The sequence below is a fragment of the Bacillus sp. FJAT-28004 genome (assembly GCF_001280845.1).
Lineage (GTDB): Bacteria > Bacillota > Bacilli > Paenibacillales > Paenibacillaceae > Pristimantibacillus.
Window position 1 is genome coordinate 4,280,472 of the sequence record NZ_LGHP01000001.1, and the last position, 17,089, is coordinate 4,297,560.

At 39.1% G+C, this 17,089-nt stretch carries 15 protein-coding genes; all 15 read left to right on the top strand.

Translation table 11 applies throughout. The annotated features are described in order from the left end of the window. Positions 1–281: 281 nt before the first annotated feature. The 15 genes from AC787_RS18640 to AC787_RS18710 all read left to right on the top strand — a co-directional run bounded on the left by AC787_RS18640 (position 282) and on the right by AC787_RS18710 (position 17,087). A complete protein-coding gene (locus AC787_RS18640; RefSeq protein WP_054026156.1) occupies positions 282–1,541 on the top strand; it encodes a Glu/Leu/Phe/Val family dehydrogenase in 1,260 nt (419 codons plus the stop codon). A 33-nt stretch (positions 1,542–1,574) separates the two neighbouring features. Beyond that, a complete protein-coding gene (locus tag AC787_RS18645) occupies positions 1,575–2,552 on the top strand; it encodes a diaminopimelate dehydrogenase (protein WP_054026157.1) in 978 nt (325 codons plus the stop codon). A gap of 194 nt (positions 2,553–2,746) precedes the next feature. Then, positions 2,747–3,532 (top strand): tyrosine-protein phosphatase, encoded by a 786-nt coding sequence (locus tag AC787_RS18650; protein ID WP_054026158.1) that lies wholly within the window; start codon positions 2,747–2,749, stop codon positions 3,530–3,532. 120 nt (positions 3,533–3,652) lie between these two features. Further along, positions 3,653–5,761, top strand: a complete 2,109-nt coding sequence (locus AC787_RS18655) for an S-layer homology domain-containing protein (protein WP_054026159.1) — start codon at positions 3,653–3,655, stop codon at positions 5,759–5,761. 161 nt (positions 5,762–5,922) lie between these two features. Beyond that, positions 5,923–6,690 carry a YveK family protein gene (locus AC787_RS18660; protein ID WP_054026160.1) on the top strand — a complete coding sequence of 256 codons (768 nt, stop codon included), beginning with the start codon at positions 5,923–5,925 and terminating at the stop codon, positions 6,688–6,690. Then, positions 6,671–7,363 (top strand): CpsD/CapB family tyrosine-protein kinase, encoded by a 693-nt coding sequence (locus AC787_RS18665; RefSeq protein WP_054026161.1) that lies wholly within the window; start codon positions 6,671–6,673, stop codon positions 7,361–7,363. Before AC787_RS18660 ends, AC787_RS18665 begins: the two co-directional genes overlap by 20 nt. Positions 7,364–7,406: 43 nt before the next feature. Further along, positions 7,407–9,230: a polysaccharide biosynthesis protein gene (locus tag AC787_RS18670; RefSeq protein WP_054026162.1), complete on the top strand. Its 1,824-nt coding sequence runs from the start codon at positions 7,407–7,409 to the stop codon at positions 9,228–9,230. Positions 9,231–9,262: 32 nt separating this feature from the next. Beyond that, the gene (locus AC787_RS18675; RefSeq protein ID WP_054026163.1) at positions 9,263–9,895 is read left to right on the top strand and encodes a hypothetical protein; all 633 of its coding nucleotides are present in this window, start codon (positions 9,263–9,265) and stop codon (positions 9,893–9,895) included. A gap of 35 nt (positions 9,896–9,930) precedes the next feature. Further along, on the top strand, positions 9,931–10,818 hold the full coding sequence (gene galU, locus AC787_RS18680) for a UTP--glucose-1-phosphate uridylyltransferase GalU (RefSeq protein ID WP_054026164.1): 888 nt from the start codon (positions 9,931–9,933) through the stop codon (positions 10,816–10,818). A gap of 152 nt (positions 10,819–10,970) precedes the next feature. Beyond that, positions 10,971–12,083 carry a DegT/DnrJ/EryC1/StrS family aminotransferase gene (locus AC787_RS18685; protein ID WP_054026165.1) on the top strand — a complete coding sequence of 371 codons (1,113 nt, stop codon included), beginning with the start codon at positions 10,971–10,973 and terminating at the stop codon, positions 12,081–12,083. A gap of 2 nt (positions 12,084–12,085) precedes the next feature. Beyond that, positions 12,086–12,727, top strand: coding sequence for a sugar transferase (locus AC787_RS18690; RefSeq protein WP_054027136.1), 642 nt, complete (start codon positions 12,086–12,088; stop codon positions 12,725–12,727). 55 nt (positions 12,728–12,782) lie between these two features. Continuing rightward, positions 12,783–13,949 carry a glycosyltransferase family 2 protein gene (locus AC787_RS18695; RefSeq protein WP_054026166.1) on the top strand — a complete coding sequence of 389 codons (1,167 nt, stop codon included), beginning with the start codon at positions 12,783–12,785 and terminating at the stop codon, positions 13,947–13,949. 127 nt (positions 13,950–14,076) lie between these two features. Next, positions 14,077–15,243 carry a nucleotide sugar dehydrogenase gene (locus AC787_RS18700; protein ID WP_054026167.1) on the top strand — a complete coding sequence of 389 codons (1,167 nt, stop codon included), beginning with the start codon at positions 14,077–14,079 and terminating at the stop codon, positions 15,241–15,243. 35 nt (positions 15,244–15,278) lie between these two features. After that, positions 15,279–16,190 (top strand): alpha-1,2-fucosyltransferase, encoded by a 912-nt coding sequence (locus tag AC787_RS18705; RefSeq protein WP_054026168.1) that lies wholly within the window; start codon positions 15,279–15,281, stop codon positions 16,188–16,190. 69 nt (positions 16,191–16,259) lie between these two features. Beyond that, on the top strand, positions 16,260–17,087 hold the full coding sequence (locus AC787_RS18710; RefSeq protein WP_054026169.1) for a glycosyltransferase family 2 protein: 828 nt from the start codon (positions 16,260–16,262) through the stop codon (positions 17,085–17,087). Positions 17,088–17,089 lie beyond the last annotated feature (2 nt).

Sequence of the window (17,089 nt, forward strand, 5' to 3'; positions counted from 1 at the left end):
TAGTTACTTTAAAAAAATCTCATGTAAGGGTTTCGCAATAAGCTGCACTAGCTTATCGTGAAACCCTTTTATTTTTTACATAAAAAGGATTATTAAAGCACAAATAGTGTCAAGGTTACTAACATTGAATGAAACCTTACATGACAATGGATAAAAATGTTGAATTTTTGCACTTTATAGCGAAATTTTTCTTTTAAAATACGTACGAAAAAGGTAAAATCAAAAAAGCGGCTAATCCATGGAATGGGAGTCGGACTCTACGAAGAAGGACTGAACTTAAAATGACAGTGAGTATAGTAGAAGAAACGTTAAATCCGTACCAAATCGCACAGCAGCAAATTGATACTGCAGCGGCACATCTCCAGCTGCCTAAGCATGTTACAGACATCTTGAAGCAACCGAAGCGCGTGCTGTCGGTTAACTTCCCAGTTCGTATGGATGATGGCTCTATTCGTGTGTTCGAAGGTTACCGTGCCCAGCATAATGACGCGATTGGACCGACTAAGGGCGGCATTCGCTTTCACCCAGATGTAACGCTTGATGAAGTAAAAGCACTTTCCATGTGGATGAGCTTTAAATGCGGCGTTGTTGGTCTGCCATACGGCGGCGGCAAGGGCGGAGTTATTTGTGATCCACATCTTCTTAGCAAAGGCGAGCTAGAACGTGTTAGCCGCGCTTTCATGGAAGCTATCGCTGACTTTGTAGGTCCTGACAAAGATATCCCTGCACCGGACGTATACACGACTCCACAAATCATGGGTTGGATGATGGATACTTATAGCAGACTAAAAGGTGTTAACTCACCTGGCGTTATTACAGGTAAACCGCTTATCCTTGGCGGATCCAAAGGTCGTAATGAAGCAACAGCACAAGGCTGTGTATACACAATCTTGGCAGCACTTCAAGATAAGAATATTCCTGTTCAAAATGCTACTGCAGCGATTCAAGGTTTCGGTAACGCTGGCCGCATTGCTGCGCGTTTGCTTAGCGAAGCAGGCATTAAAGTTGTAGCAGTTAGCGACTCCAGAGGCGGAATTTACGATCCGAATGGATTGGATATCGAACAGGTATCCATACTAAAGGATACGACTTCCATCCGTGAGTATGGCGAGTCCTATTACATTTCAAACGAAGATTTGCTTGAGCTTGATGTTGATATTTTGGTACCAGCTGCTCTAGAGAACGTTATTACAGCTAAAAATGCAGATCGCATTAAAGCAAAAATCGTTGCAGAAGCTGCGAACGGACCAACGACACCAGAAGCGGATCGCGTTCTTTGGAGCCACGACATCACAGTTATTCCTGACGTACTTGCAAATGCAGGCGGTGTTACGGTTTCGTACTTCGAGTGGGTACAAAACTTGGCGAACTACTACTGGAGCGAAGCAGAAGTTCTTGAGAAGCTTGAGACGAATATGATTCTTTCTTATGTAGCTGTTCGTGATCTTGCTAAGGAGCATGACACTGATCTTCGTACGGCTGCTTATATGATTTCAATTAAACGGATCGCAGCAGCAATGGAAGCTAGAGGTTGGATCTAATATTTTTATAAAATAAGAAGAGGTGGCGGCGTCATGACAGAACAGATTCGCATCGGTATTGTCGGTTACGGCAATCTTGGACGCGGCGTAGAGCTTGCGATCAGACAAAGTCCAGATATGAGATTGGATGCGATATTTACTCGCAGAGACCCGGCATCTATACCGTCAGCTACAAAAGCGTATACGATTGAAGATGCTGAGAACTTTGTCGATGATATCGACGTTATGATTTTATGCGGCGGCTCGGCAACGGACTTGCCAGAGCAGGTTCCTGCTTTTGCCCGCTTATTCCATACGGTTGACAGCTTCGACACGCATGCGCGTATTCCTGAATATTTTGATCAGGTTGATGCAGTAGCCAAAACGAGTAATAAAGTAAGTGTTATATCTACAGGCTGGGACCCAGGCTTATTCTCTTTGAATCGTTTACTTGCTGAAGCTATATTGCCGGAAGGCAAGGAGTATACGTTCTGGGGCAAAGGCGTAAGCCAAGGCCATTCGGATGCGATTCGTCGAGTGAAGGGTGTAAAGAACGGCGTTCAATACACAATTCCGAGCGATGAAGCAGTGGCACGAGTTCGTGGCGGCGAAAATCCTGAGCTTACAACGCGTGAGAAGCACATCCGTGATTGCTACATCGTAGCAGAGGAAGGTGCTGATCAAGAGGCGATTGCAGAGGAAATTCGCACGATGCCGAACTATTTCTCGGATTATAATACAACTGTGCATTTCATTGATGAAGCGACTTTGAAAGCCGAACATTCCACAATGCCTCACGGCGGTATGGTGCTTCGCAGCGGCAAGACAGGTGAAAATAGCACGCAAATTATTGAATTCGGCTTGAAGCTCGATAGCAACCCGGAGTTTACGGCAAGTGTGCTCGTTGCTTACGCTAGAGCTGCTTATAAGTTTGCTCGCGAAGGACAAGCTGGAGCGAAGACTGTGTTCGACATTCCGTACGGCTATCTTTCACCAAAATCCGCAGCAGAACTGCGTAAAGAGCTGCTGTAGTCTGAAACCTTTTTGAACAATTTTTCCATTTTACAATTTTTTACTTACACTTTTGGAAATAGTAGGATATAATAAAAAAAGTGAGAGTAATTACTGTCGAATTGTAGGGAGAAGTGCTGAAAGATCCATTTTCCTATGGTAGAATAGATTCAAACCTACCTATCGGGTAAATTCTACTAGGAAGTGAAATCAGCATGATAGACATCCATACGCATATTTTACCTGGATTGGATGATGGTGCGGCTAGTTTCGATGATACTTTGAATATGGCCCGGGCAGCTGTATCAGAGGGAATTACAACAATCATCGCAACTCCGCACCATGCCAATGGAACCTATATCAATACAGCGGATGACGTAGCCAAGCACACTCACACTATTAACGACCAGTTGATAGCTGCGGGTGTGCCTCTTGCTGTACGCTCAGGTCAAGAAATTCGCGTTCATGATGATCTGCTAGATGCTTGGTATAGAAAAGAGCTGCTTCCCTTAGCCGGCTCTAGTTATGTGTTGGTTGAGATGCCATCCTCTCGTATCCCGAAGGCGATGATTGAGCTCGTACATGAGCTTAAGGTGTTGAAGTTGAAACCAATTATCGCGCACCCCGAAAGAAATGCAGAGGTTGTGAAGCATCCAGATCGATTAGCTGAGCTCATTGAAGCAGGCGCATTCGCACAGGTTACGACCCATTCACTGCTTGGGGGATTTGGTAAGCGCATAGAACAATCCGCATGGTCATTGTTGAAGGCGGGGCATATCCATTTTGTTTCTTCCGATGCTCATCATATTGAGCGGCGCGGCTTTCGTCTTGGTGAAGCCTATGCGTCCATTGAGAGGCGGATGGGAGAACAGTGGGTGAATTATTTGCAATTGAACGCTCAGTCCGTGTTAGAAGACAAACCTATACATAATCAGCCTGTTACAATATCTTCTTCTGACGGGGTACTGCGTCGTTTTATTTCCTATTTTTACAAAAAATAGTGTATGCTAGAGTGATTGACAGTTGAAGGAATCGCATACATAAATTGCTTCTACCGGCGTTATTAGTCATTCATCTATTAGATGAGTGCAACTATTATCATATAATTAGGAGTGAAGAAAGTGACATTAAGAAAAAAAATAGCAGTTTCTACAATTGCGGCAAGCGTAGCCCTTACGGCACTCGCTGGCATTCCGCTAAGCAGCAAAGGTTTGGCAGAGAAGCTTGGAGTGAATGGGGTTGTTCATGCATCCTCGTCGTTGGCTGATACTCAGCTAGTATCGGATTTGAAAAAATTGCGTGCCGCTCTTGTTAGCACTGGCGGATTAGCTGCAGTTGAAGCATTTCAGCTTGAACTGGATGCCTTGGACGTTAATGTAAAAGGTGACATCGTAGCGCCGATTGTAGACAAGTTCAAACCTACGGGCAGCGAAGAAACACAATTGGAAAACCTTTTCCATGATGCTGTGAAGCTATCATATAACCCTTCCGTTGCTGGACTTGAAGAATTGCGCACAAAATATGGAACACTGCTTCAATCTTTTGCTACTGAAGCAGGAGTGACTGATCTTACAGTAGATGATATTGCTAAATATTTCTTTGATATTCAAAAAGAGCTTATTAAGCAAGTTGAATCTAAGGACTTGGCGGGACTTTTAGATATTATTAAGGATTCGAACAGCCTTAATGCGCTGCTGCAGGATGTGCTTGCTGCACTGCCTGACAATGAATATGCAGTTGAGAAGATATTCCTTCACTATGGCGTAACGACTGAAGATGTACTTGAAGTATTGTCTCAAGCAAAAATAGCAATTAAGGACGATACTAAGTTTCTTGCTGCTGCTGGAGCTTTATACACTGCTTATAAATCACTGAACACAACTACACCTCCAACCACTAATCCTCCAGGCGGTGGCATAGTAACACCAGTTACTCCACTTCCTGTATCAACTGACAAATTGCTTAATGATTTGAAAGCAGCGCTTGATAAAGCGACAGATGCTGAGAAAGCTGCTATTGTGGCTAAATTTGTTACTGATGCGAAAGCAGAGATTGCTAAGCTAGCTGCAATTAGCGCATCTTCGAGTGTTACTATTGTAAACGGTCAAGCAGTTCTTCAATTGGATGAGAAAAGTGTGTTGTCAGCAATTGCCGGCATTAATGCTGTTGCAGCTAAAGTTAAAGAAGTAGCACCAGCATCAGCAGTTGCGAAGACTACTTTGAAAATTGATCTAGGTGCAGTATCGCAGAAGGATGTTGTTCTTAACCTTTCTGATGCAGTTGTTAAGGCTGCAGCAGACGGCAATGTATCAGGTGTTACATTCACGATTGGTAAATTTGAAGTGACGGTTCCAGTTGGCGGTTCGTTCTCTTCTGCTATTGCTCTTACCATTAAGAAGAGTGATGCATCAGCAGAGGTTGTAGGCACATTGAAATCAGTGTCGGAAGTTTATGACTTCAACCTAACGGTTGGCGGTGTTGCGAAAACTTCATTCGATCAACCGATCGTAATCAGCATCCCGCTGGGCGATACAACTGGCCTTGATAAAGAGCTGCTTTCAGTAGCAAAAATCGTTGATGGCAAGCTTGTATTCCACGGTGGACGCGTATCTGGCAGCTCAATTATCGAATCTCGTGATTCGTTCTCCTCTTATGTAGTTGTAGAAAACAAAGTTTCGTTCAGTGATATTGCTTCTGTAGAAGCTTGGGCTGGTCGCGAAATTAGCGTTGTCGCTGCTAAAGGCGCAATCGAAGGTAAATCGGTGGGTCTATTTGCACCGAAGGATAAAGTAACTCGCGCTGAGTTTGCGAAGATGCTTATCCGTGCTCTTGATCTAGAGAATGGTTCAGCTACAGAAGGTTTTGCCGATGTAGATTCAGCTGCTTGGTATGCTCCTTACGTAGCTGCTGCAGCACAACTGAAAATCATTAACGGCCGTTCGGATACCAAATTTGATCCTAATGCAACGATTACTCGTGCTGAGATGGCAACGATGATCGCTCGCGCATTGAAAGTATCGCAAGGGGCATCAGACGTGGCTGATGTAAATGCTGCTCTGAAGGACTTTGCAGATGCTGGTAAAATTAATGCGTCATTAAAAGATGGCGTTGCATTTGCGGCAACTCACAAAATCGTAGTTGGAAATGCAGGCAAGTTCTTGCCAAATAACAATGCGACTCGTGCAGAGGCAGCTGTAATTATTTACCGTGCCCTAAATTTCGACAACTAAGCTAAAATATACACAAAATCTTCCTCTCATGTGGATGAGAGGAAGATTTTTTTCGGGAATATATAGGGTATTGCTAGATTATAGATTATTATGTGGTAAGATATAGTTCTTGAGGATTATATTCTCATTCTAAATGACTATATCCGATGGAGGAATATAGTATGTCTAACGAACTAGATTTACGACAGTATATGGCGATCATTAAGAAGAGATTAGCGCTTATCATAGTATTTGTTTTCCTTTGCACAGCAGTAGCGGCCGTTATTAGTATGTTTTTTAAAGATCCTGTTTATGAGGCTTCAACAAAAATAATCGTAAATCAAACCACAACACAGATGGCAACCGGCCAGCTTGATCTGAATCAAATTAACTCCAACATTAAGATGATCGATACTTACAAAGAGATTATCAAAACACCGGCTATTTTGGATAAAGTGGCTAAGCAATATCCGCAGCTTGGACTTACAGCAACTGAGCTCTCCCGTAAAATTCAGGTTAGCTCTGTAAATAATACACAGGTCATGACATTAGTCGTACAAGATGTGGATTATAAGCAAGCGGCTCAAGTTGTAAATGCGGTATCGAATGTTTTCCGTGAAGAGATCCAGCATATTTTTAAAGTCGAGAATGTATCGATTCTGAATGAAGCCGTGGTCGATGCACAGCCAAGTCCTGTTTCTCCTAACGTTCCTCTTAATACCGCAATTGCGTTTATTGTATCTTTAATGATTGCTGTAGGTATTACATTCTTGCTTGAGTATATGGATGACACGATTAAAACCGAAGCAGATGTGCTGCAGTTTTTGGGCCAGCCCACGCTTGCCATGATCTCAAGAATGAATACGGAGGATGCTAATTCTAGCCAAACCAGCAAAACAAAACAAACTTACAAGGCAGGTGAATTAGAGGGTGTCTCGATTGAAAAATAAGCGTCAGATCATTACGCTAACGAATCCTCGTTCTCCCATATCAGAATCCTATCGCGCTCTGAGGACGAACATAGAGTTCTCTTCAATAGATGAAAAGCTACAAGTGTTAATGGTCTCCTCGGCAGGCCCTGGTGAGGGGAAGTCGACAACCATAACGAATCTGGCTGTCACTTTCGCACAATCCGAGAAGAAGGTCGTTCTTATCGACGCCGATCTTCGTAAGCCTACTGCGCATCATACATTCTCTATTACTAATCGGCTTGGTTTATCTTCCGTTATTTCACAGCAATGCTCGCTAGAGGATGGAATACAAGGTACAGATATTCCTAATCTGGATGTGATGACATCAGGTGCCATACCGCCTAACCCGGCAGAGATGATGAACTCAAAGAGAATGACTTCTATTATTGAGCAGCTAAGACAGATGTACGACATTATCTTAATTGATACGCCTCCGCTGCTTGCGGTAACGGATGCACAGATTGTAGCTACCAAGAGTGATGGCGTTATTCTTGTCGTTGATCAAGGCAAAGTGAAGAGGGATATCGCTAGCAAAGCAGTAAAGAACCTGGAAAGCGTGAATGCACGTATTTTGGGTGTCGTGCTGAATAATGTGAAGCGCAAGGCGAATGAAGAGGCTTATTACTATTATTATGGTGTTCAAGAGAAATAAAGAAAAATACTCGTAGATGTCTTTGTGCGGAGGGATGAGTTAGTTGAGTAATAGAAATAGAATGCTTGTCATACTGGTGGTAGATATTTGTATTATATGGATAGCAATAGGGATATCCTATCTCTTTCGTTTTGACGGAAATATCCCTCCCATCTACGAAAAACAGATGCTTCAGTTCGCTTTTTTAACAACCGTGATTTGCGGATTCAGCCTAGCCTATTTCCGAATGTACAGACGAATGTGGCAATATGCCAGTATTGGGGAAATTATTGAGCTTGCTAAGGCAATAATAATCGGGCTTATCTTATCTTACGGAGCAGCTTACGCAATTAGTGGGGAACGAGTTCCTATTTCCATTACTAGCCGAACGCTTGAACTCATGCTGTTATTAATGGGTGGATCACGCTTCCTCTGGCGATTAATCCGAGTAAATAGAACAAAAAAGACTGCTTTAACGAATAATGTACTTGTCGTTGGTGCTGGAGACTGTGGAGCGCTAATTGCAAAGGAAATTATGACAAGCAACAGCTTTGTTGGTAATCGAATTATTGGATTTATTGATGACGATCCACATAAACGCAATATGCAGGTAGTAGGTTTATCTGTTCTTGGTACTCGGATGAACATTGAAGAGATTGTACATAAACATCATATCCAAGACATTATTATCGCGATGCCTTCCGCAAAGCGGGTACATATAACGGAGATTATAAATATTTGCAAGCTTACCGGAGCGAAGGTCAAGATTATTCCTTCTATTAATGATTTTATTAAAGGCCGCCTTGCAGTAAAAGCTTTACGTAATGTTGAAGTAGAAGATTTGCTTGGAAGAGAACCTGTTATGACGGATTTAGAAGGCATAGCCAATTATGTATCAGATAAAGTCGTTCTTGTAACAGGTGCTGGCGGATCGATTGGTTCAGAACTATGCAGACAAATTTCTTCTTTTAGGCCCAAAACATTACTTCTGCTTGGACACGGCGAGAATAGTATTTATACGATTGAGATGGAGCTAAAAACGAAGTTTCCAGATGTTCATTTGGAAACGGTTATTGCAGATATTCAAGATCGAAGCCGTTTGGATGACGTGTTCCGCAGGTTTAGACCGCAGGTCGTATTCCATGCAGCTGCGCACAAACACGTACCACTAATGGAACGAAACCCATCAGAGGCAGTGAAGAACAATGTGTTTGGGACAAGAAACGTAGCGGATTGTGCGGATAAATATAAAGCAGAACGGTTCGTAATGATCTCCTCCGATAAAGCTGTTAATCCTTCAAGCATAATGGGAGCGACCAAGAGAATAGCAGAGATGTACATACAGAGTATTAATACAATAAGTGAGACCCAGTTCGTAGCAGTTCGGTTCGGTAACGTACTGGGAAGTCGCGGCAGCGTTATTCCAAGGTTCAAGCAGCAAATTGCTGCAGGCGGACCGGTTACCGTTACTCATCCCGACATGGTCAGATATTTCATGACGATACCTGAGGCGGTTCAGCTCGTTATTCAAGCGGGATCATTCGCCAAGGGCGGAGAAATCTTCGTCTTAGACATGGGACAGCCGGTTCGAATTCTGGATTTAGCTCAAGATCTCATTCGATTATCAGGTTATGAGCCTAACGTGGATATTGAAATTAATTTTAGCGGCATGCGCGAAGGTGAGAAGCTGTTCGAGGAGCTGCTAACGGATGAAGAAGCAGTATCGTCTACTCAACATGAACGGATTTACATAGGCAAGCCAACACAAATTAATAGAGTAGAACTTGAGCTTCAGTTCAAGCGAATTGAGAAAGTCATTGGAGAAAATCAAACGACAATTAAAGATGTTATCGAGCATCTTGTTCCTTTTTATTCACATGTATCCTAACAGACAACCAAACATAACGGAGGAGATTACATATGCGTAAGAAAAAATGGAAGAAGATTTTAGTCTGGGTCGCATCAATTATTGTAATACTCGGAGTGGGAGGCTTATTTGCAGCTAATTATGCTGTGGATAAGTTTATTTCCACGTTAGCTGCTGATCTTGAAAGTGATTTGTTGAATGAAGTGGTAACTCCAGATACGAAGCCAAATGAGCAGGCCGAGGATAAGATAGTAACGGATGATCCTTCGTCTACGGTTGGTACGGATGAAACAGTGAAAGACCCTGCAGGTAATACTGAGAAAGTAGAATCAGAAGGTTCGAACAAGGCTGAAACTGGTTCTATTGAATCAAAAGAAGACGATAAGTCAAAAGACGGCTATAGCGCCGAGGTATCACTAGAAAAAGCTAAGAATCTTCAAGAAAAAATAACGGTGTCTGAGAAGGCACAGGTTTCAACCGTATTGCTTAAAGAGCTTAGTATGTCGGATATAAAAGAGTTGCAAGCTCTTGCTAGTGGTGGAATGAGTGTAGAGGAGAAGAAAAAAGCTCGCAGCATTATCCTCGATAAGTTATCTGCTGAGCAATATGATGAGTTGATTCAGGTGGCTAAGAAGTATGGGATGAGTAAAGGGAAGTCTTATGATGAGGTTGTTAACGAAAAATAAAAAGATGTAACATTATAGTTATTGGGGGCAATAAATTGAAGGTTCGTAAAGCTATCATACCGGCAGCTGGTCTTGGGACAAGATTTTTACCAGCGACCAAAGCTATGCCAAAAGAAATGCTGCCGATCGTTGATAAACCTACTATTCAATATATTGTAGAGGAAGCAATAGAATCAGGAATCGAAGACATCATTATTGTCACTGGCAAGGGAAAAAGAGCTATTGAAGATCATTTCGATAACTCATTCGAATTGGAGCAAAATTTATTCGAAAAAGGGAAGTTTGAGCTGTTAAACGAAGTGCAAAAATCTTCAAAAATGGTGGATATACATTATATTCGTCAAAAAGAGGCTAGAGGGTTAGGACATGCAATATGGTGTGCTCGAAAGTTTATAGGCAATGAACCTTTTGCTGTATTACTAGGTGATGATATCGTACAAGCAGATAAACCATGTTTAAGACAGATGATTGAGCAGTATGACCGTTATAAATCATCGATTATTGGTGTACAGACTGTATCGAAGGACGAAGTCTCCCGTTACGGTATCGTTGATGGAAATCTTGTCCAAGATCGGCTCTACAGCGTATCGCATCTTGTCGAGAAGCCGAAGCTTGAAGTAGCTCCATCGAATATCGCCATTATGGGTCGCTACATCCTTAGCCCTAGTATTTTCAATATCTTAGAAAACCAATCTCCAGGTTCAGGCGGTGAGATCCAACTCACCGACGCCATCGCCCATTTGAACCGCTTCGAAGCGGTATACGCTTATGACTTCGAAGGCACTCGGTATGATGTAGGCGAGAAGCTTGGTTTTATTAAGACTCAATTAGAATTTGCATTGCAGAGGGAAGACTTGAAGAGTGATTTACTAGAGCACTTAGAGTCCATCATTGATGAGTATAAATCCCAAGTTAGATCCTAAGATACACTAATCCAGTAACGTAGGTAATAAATTCAATTTGTATAACCACGTAAAATTGTTAAGTGAGCGGTAAGTATAAGTGAAAGTTAATTATATCAAAAGTTTGTGTTTATGAAACCCAGTGAGTGCATAGAAAGGAGAGCAACTTAGCAATGAGAGATAGAATATTTCTGTCATCACCACACATGAGTGATGAAGGATACGAGATGAAATATGTACAAGAAGCTTTCGATACAAATTGGATTGCTCCATTAGGCAAAAATGTCGATCAGTTCGAAGAAGAATTCGCTGTTAAAGTTGAGATTGGTACTGCAGCAGCACTATCATCGGGTACCAGTGCTATTCACTTGGCCTTGAGAGCGGCAGGAGTTGGGAAAGAAGATATTGTATTCTGTTCAACACTCACTTTTTCAGCAACGGCTAACCCTATTATCTATCAGAATGCTATCCCTATTTTTATAGATAGTAATTACGAAACATGGAATATGTGCCCTGTACAGTTGGAAAAAGCATTTCATAAATACCCTAATGTAAAAGCAGTTATTGTAGTACATCTCTATGGTTTATCGGCAGACATGGATAAAATCATAGAGTTATGTAATCGCCATAATGTAGCTTTGATTGAAGATGCGGCAGAGTCTTTAGGGGGATTCTATAAAGGGAAGCAGACAGGCACTCTAGGTAATTACGGAATTTTCTCCTTTAATGGTAACAAGATTATTACTACGTCTGGTGGTGGAATGCTAGTTTCTAACGATGAAGAGCGGGTGTCTAAAGTTAGATTTTGGGCTACTCAATCGAGAGACACTGCACAGCATTATCAGCATAGTGAGCTAGGTTTTAATTATCGAATGAGTAATGTTATTGCCGGAATTGGCAGAGGACAACTTAAAGTGTTGGAGCAAAGAGTTACAAAGAAAAGATATATCTATCAATACTATAAGAATGAGCTGTCAAGGCTTCCGGGCATCAAATTAATGCCAGATAATGATTGGGATGAACCAAACTATTGGTTAAGTGCAATTTTATTAACTGGTAAAGTTAGGCCTAGTGATGTAATGAAGGCATTGGAGAAAGAAAATATCGAAAGTAGACCGATTTGGAAACCGATGCATTTGCAACCATTTTTCGAGGAACATGATTTTATAGGAACAAATGTTTCTGAGAAATTGTTTGAAAACGGGGTTTGTTTACCTTCGGATACGAAGATGACAGATGATGACTTAGTGCGAGTAGTGGAGATTATTAAAGGATTGTGGTGTTAATAATGAGGACGTCAAAAAGTAACATATACAGTAGATTAGTAAAGAGACCCATGGACTTTACTATATCTTTATTTTCGTTCATTATTTTGATTCCAATATTAATATTGCTGGCTTGTATAGCCCGAATTAAACTTGGAGGACCGATATTGTTTAAACAGCAAAGGCCAGGTTTAAATGAGAAAATTTTTACGGTTTATAAATTTAGAACAATGACCGATGAAAGAGATGAAAATGGAAAGTTACTTCCTGACTCTGTCAGACTTACAAAGTTCGGATCTTTCTTACGCTCTACATCGTTCGATGAACTTCCTCAGTTATTTAACATTATAAAAGGTGACATGTCCTTTATAGGACCGAGACCCTTACTAGTTGAGTATCTACCTATGTATAATGAGCATCAACGTCGTCGTCATGAAGTTCGACCAGGATTGACTGGGTTAGCACAAATAAGTGGAAGGAATAACATTAGTTGGGAAGAGACGTTCGACCTTGATATTCAATACATAGAGACAATGGGATTCTTAAAAGAGTGTGAAATTATATTAGCAACTATAAAAACAGTTCTCCTAAGAGAAGGCATTAACTCAGAGGCTAGAGTTACAATGGAACTGACTAAAAGACCAGATAATAGCGTTGGAATGTAAATTTTGCTTCATAATATAGTTAGATTCAGTGAAGACGGTGTAAAGGAGAATCTCAATGGAATCCATAATGAAAGTGTTATTTTTCTTAAGTGGTTTTGTTATAGTGTGGGCAATGATTGGTTATCCGTTATCCTTAAATATAATAGGAAAATTGTATGGAAATAGAAAAGTTCTAAAAGATTACTCTCATCAACCAAATGTAACGGTTATGGTAGTAGCTCACAATGAGGAAAAAGTAATATTTAAAAAATTGCAGAATCTCCTATCGCTAAACTATCCTAAAGAAAAAATAGATATCTTAGTCGCCTCAGATAATAGTACTGACAGAACAAATGAAATTGTCATAAAGTTTATTCAAGAACACCCAGATAGAGAAATAAGACTCTGTGAAATTAAGGCGCGAAAAGGAAAAACAAATGCTCAAAATGAAGCGCAAAAAACAGTGACAACTGAATACCTCGTTATGACAGATGCGAATTCTATTATGGATAAGGAATCAATTAAAGAGCTTATGTCAGCATTCACTTCAGATGATATTGCTTACGTTTCAGGTAGATTATCACTTATTAATCAAGCATCCAGTGATGTAAGTAATGCTGAAGCAAGTTATTGGGATAGTGATGTAGCTCTCCGTGAAATTGAAGGTAGAATTCAAACCATAACTGCTGGCAATGGAGCATTATATGCTTGTAGGACAAAAGACTATTATGATTTTAATCCAATACAGTGTCACGACAGTGCGATGCCTTCGTTGTATGCACTCCAAGGAAAGCGAGCGATTGCTAATCATGACGCTATAGCATATGAAAAAGCTGGAGAAGTTATTGAAGATGAATTTGGTCGTAAAGTAAGAATGAATAGAAATTTATTAAAACATATTCTACCTGATTTAAGAATCCTTAATATTTATAAGTACAAATGGTTCCCGTATTTTTATTTTGGACATAGAACGTGTAGGTACCTACTATGGATCTCACATTTAATTGTATTAGTCTCCAATATTTTATTAATTCCTGAATCTTGGTTCTATATGATGACTTTTTTAGGGCAGGCATTATTTTATTCTTTAGCTGTGGTCAAAGTAGTGACTAAAAACAATAATAAATTGTTGACGCTGGTTTATTATTACTGCGTTACAATTAGTGCACAATGGGTAGGAGTATTTAACATCCTAACAGGAAGAGCTAAACCTTTTTGGGAAAAAGCGGAAACTACAAGGTAGGCGATATGAGAGTTTTTTGACTAGGATGGATAATTAGCCGTGAATCTACAAGTACTACTACCGATGAAGTAGCAACAGGATTATGGTGTTCTAGAAAGAATGAATATGGAGTGAGAGGTAAGTTGAAATGAAAATTACTATAGCGGGTACTGGTTACGTAGGAGTATCTAATGCCATTCTGTTAGCACAGCATAATGAAGTGATTGCACTAGATATCATACAAGAAAAAGTAGATATGATCAACAATAGACAATCACCAATAGTAGATCATGAAATAGAGGAATATTTGAGAAATAAAGAATTGAACTTAAGAGGAACAACAGATAACTATACAGCATTTAAAGATTCGGAAATAGTAATAATCGCCACACCTACGAATTACGATGCTGAGAAAAATTATTTTAACACAAGAAGTGTAGAGGCAGTCATTGCCAATGTGTTAGCAATTAATCCAGACGCACTAATGATAATAAAATCTACTGTACCAGTAGGTTATATTAATAGAGTGAAAGAGATGTTTGAAACCGATAATATAATTTTTTCTCCTGAGTTTCTTAGAGAAGGAAGAGCTCTCCATGATAATTTGTACCCATCGCGAATTATTGTGGGTGAAAAGTCTAATAGAGCGGAACAATTTGCAAACTTATTAGCACAAGGAGCGATCAAAAAGGATATTCCCATGCTCTTTACAAGTTCAGTTGAAGCTGAGGCAATCAAGCTATTCTCGAACACATACCTAGCAATGAGAGTTGCTTATTTCAATGAGCTAGATACTTATGCTGAAATAAGGGACCTTAATACGAGCGAGATTATTAAGGGGGTCGGATTAGACCCTAGAATCGGAGATCATTATAATAACCCATCGTTTGGATATGGTGGATATTGTTTGCCTAAGGATACCAAACAGTTACTTGCTAACTATGAGGATGTTCCGAATAACATAATGGCTGCTATTGTGGAGGCGAATAGAACAAGAAAAGATCATATAGCTAATATGATTTTAAAAAGAGAGCCTAAAGTTGTAGGTATATATAGATTGACTATGAAGACTAATTCAGATAATTTCAGGCATTCATCAATTCAAGGTGTGATGAAACGTATAGAATCAAAAGGAGTAGAAGTTATAGTCTATGAACCAAACCTAAACGAAGAAATCTTTTATAATTCAAGGGTTATTAAAGATTTAGAGGAGTTTAAACGGATATCAGATGTTATAGTTGCAAACAGGATTACAGATGAGATTACTGAGGTTAATGAAAAAATATATACAAGAGATATTTTTAGAGAAGATTAAATAATATACCAAGTATTATTAGGTGGTGGTATTAGGTGGTAATTTTAAAATTAATTGGTGGTCTAGGAAACCAAATGTTTGAAATTGCGTTTGCTAGAGTAATGGCTTTAGAAAGCAAAAGTGAGTTATTTATAGACACGTCTGTTTATAAAAGGTACAAAATAAGAAGCTATTCATTACCACATCTTGTAATTAGTGACTCAGTGAGACCTCTTGAAGAGTCTAAGCTATCAAAATCCCGCTTGTTGTGTATGAAGATTAGTCAACAATTATATCGAGTATACCAAAAAGCATACAAAGTTATATCTAAGAAAGATAAGATCGGTAAAGGGATATATAAGTTTTTGGTGAAGCAAGGTCTGCACTATAATTTCGATCGTTATTATTATTCGGATGTAATGAGCAATAAAAAAGTGAAATATATATATGGTTATTTCCAAAGTGAAAAATATTTCAAAGAATACAAATCAATAATTGTAAAGGAATTAAAAGTAAAAACAAAACCGACTAAGTATGAAGAAGAGCTCTTAGATGAAATAACAAAATGTAATTCAGTTGGAGTTAGCATTAGATTAGGGGACGATTATATTAATTCAGCGTCTTTAAACGTATGCAATCATGATTATTACTATAGAGCCATGGACTTAATGTATGAGAAGAATAAAAATGTTGTTTTTTTTATATTTAGTGATTGTATTGATAGAGTAAAGGAGCAATTTAACTTTAAATATAATGTATGTTATGTTGATGGATTTAAAGACTATGAGAGTTTAAGATTGTTATATTCATGTAGTAATTTTATTATATCGAACAGTTCTTTCTCTTGGTGGGGGGCATATTTATCGGATAATGATTCGAAGATTATAGTATCACCGAGCAAGTGGTACAATGATTCGTTTGAAACGCCGGACATTTATAACAATTCTATGATGCTACTTAGAGTTTAAAGGGGTTGTAGGTTACGTTTGAAGGGGATTAGACCCCACATTGATAAATTATCATAGGAGGGGTGTATTTTGGAGCAAGTTAATGTAGTTTTTTGTGTAGTAACATATAAAAATCATACCGATTTGGTTGAGTTCATTGAAAATGCAAAGTTAATCATAGCCGGCGGTGAAAACTTCTCGTACAAAATTATTGTTATTAATAATTACGCTGACGATAATTCATTGAAAAAGATAAAGGAGATTTCACAACTTAATGACTGCATATTTATAGAGAGTGAAAACAAAGGATATGGATATGGTAACAATACAGGTATTATATATGCAAAAGAGAATTACATATTTGATTTCTTAGTAGTTTGTAACCCAGATACTATTATGAAAAAGTTTAATTATTCTATACTATCTAATTACAGGGAAGGGATAATAGCACCAGAGATAGTTTGTGTTAACAGCAAGAAGCAGAATCCATTAAATTATAAATATATGCCTATAATAGAAAGATTATTGTATACGGCCTTCACAAGTAAACAATTAATTATCCTATTAACTGCAATAGTGCTTATCAAACTAGATACATCTCTTAGAAGATTGATATATAGAGCAATGAATAAGCAGGTAGTTAATATTCATGCATGTCATGGATCTTTTATTATATTTAGTTCTTTCGCTATTGATAAGATATTTCCAGTTTTCGATGAAAAAATATTTTTATTTTGTGAAGAAAGTGATTTAGCTATGCAATGTAAATTAAAGGGGATTACTATTAGCTATGATAAAAATATATTAATTTATCATAAAGAAGATGGAAGTATGAATCTTAGTAATGATAATTTGAAAGAAATACATAGAAATTCATATATATATTATTATGATAAATGGAAATTATTAAAGAAATAAAC

What these genes read in the sequence shown, in the direction of transcription:
- AC787_RS18640 (WP_054026156.1), top strand. Translation starts at nt 282, where the DNA reads ATGACAGTGAGTATAGTAGAAGAAACGTTAAATCCGTACCAAATCGCA.
- AC787_RS18645 (WP_054026157.1), top strand. Translation starts at nt 1,575, where the DNA reads ATGACAGAACAGATTCGCATCGGTATTGTCGGTTACGGCAATCTTGGA.
- AC787_RS18650 (WP_054026158.1), top strand. Translation starts at nt 2,747, where the DNA reads ATGATAGACATCCATACGCATATTTTACCTGGATTGGATGATGGTGCG.
- AC787_RS18660 (WP_054026160.1), top strand. Translation starts at nt 5,923, where the DNA reads ATGTCTAACGAACTAGATTTACGACAGTATATGGCGATCATTAAGAAG.
- AC787_RS18675 (WP_054026163.1), top strand. Translation starts at nt 9,263, where the DNA reads ATGCGTAAGAAAAAATGGAAGAAGATTTTAGTCTGGGTCGCATCAATT.
- AC787_RS18685 (WP_054026165.1), top strand. Translation starts at nt 10,971, where the DNA reads ATGAGAGATAGAATATTTCTGTCATCACCACACATGAGTGATGAAGGA.
- AC787_RS18690 (WP_054027136.1), top strand. Translation starts at nt 12,086, where the DNA reads ATGAGGACGTCAAAAAGTAACATATACAGTAGATTAGTAAAGAGACCC.
- AC787_RS18695 (WP_054026166.1), top strand. Translation starts at nt 12,783, where the DNA reads ATGGAATCCATAATGAAAGTGTTATTTTTCTTAAGTGGTTTTGTTATA.
- AC787_RS18700 (WP_054026167.1), top strand. Translation starts at nt 14,077, where the DNA reads ATGAAAATTACTATAGCGGGTACTGGTTACGTAGGAGTATCTAATGCC.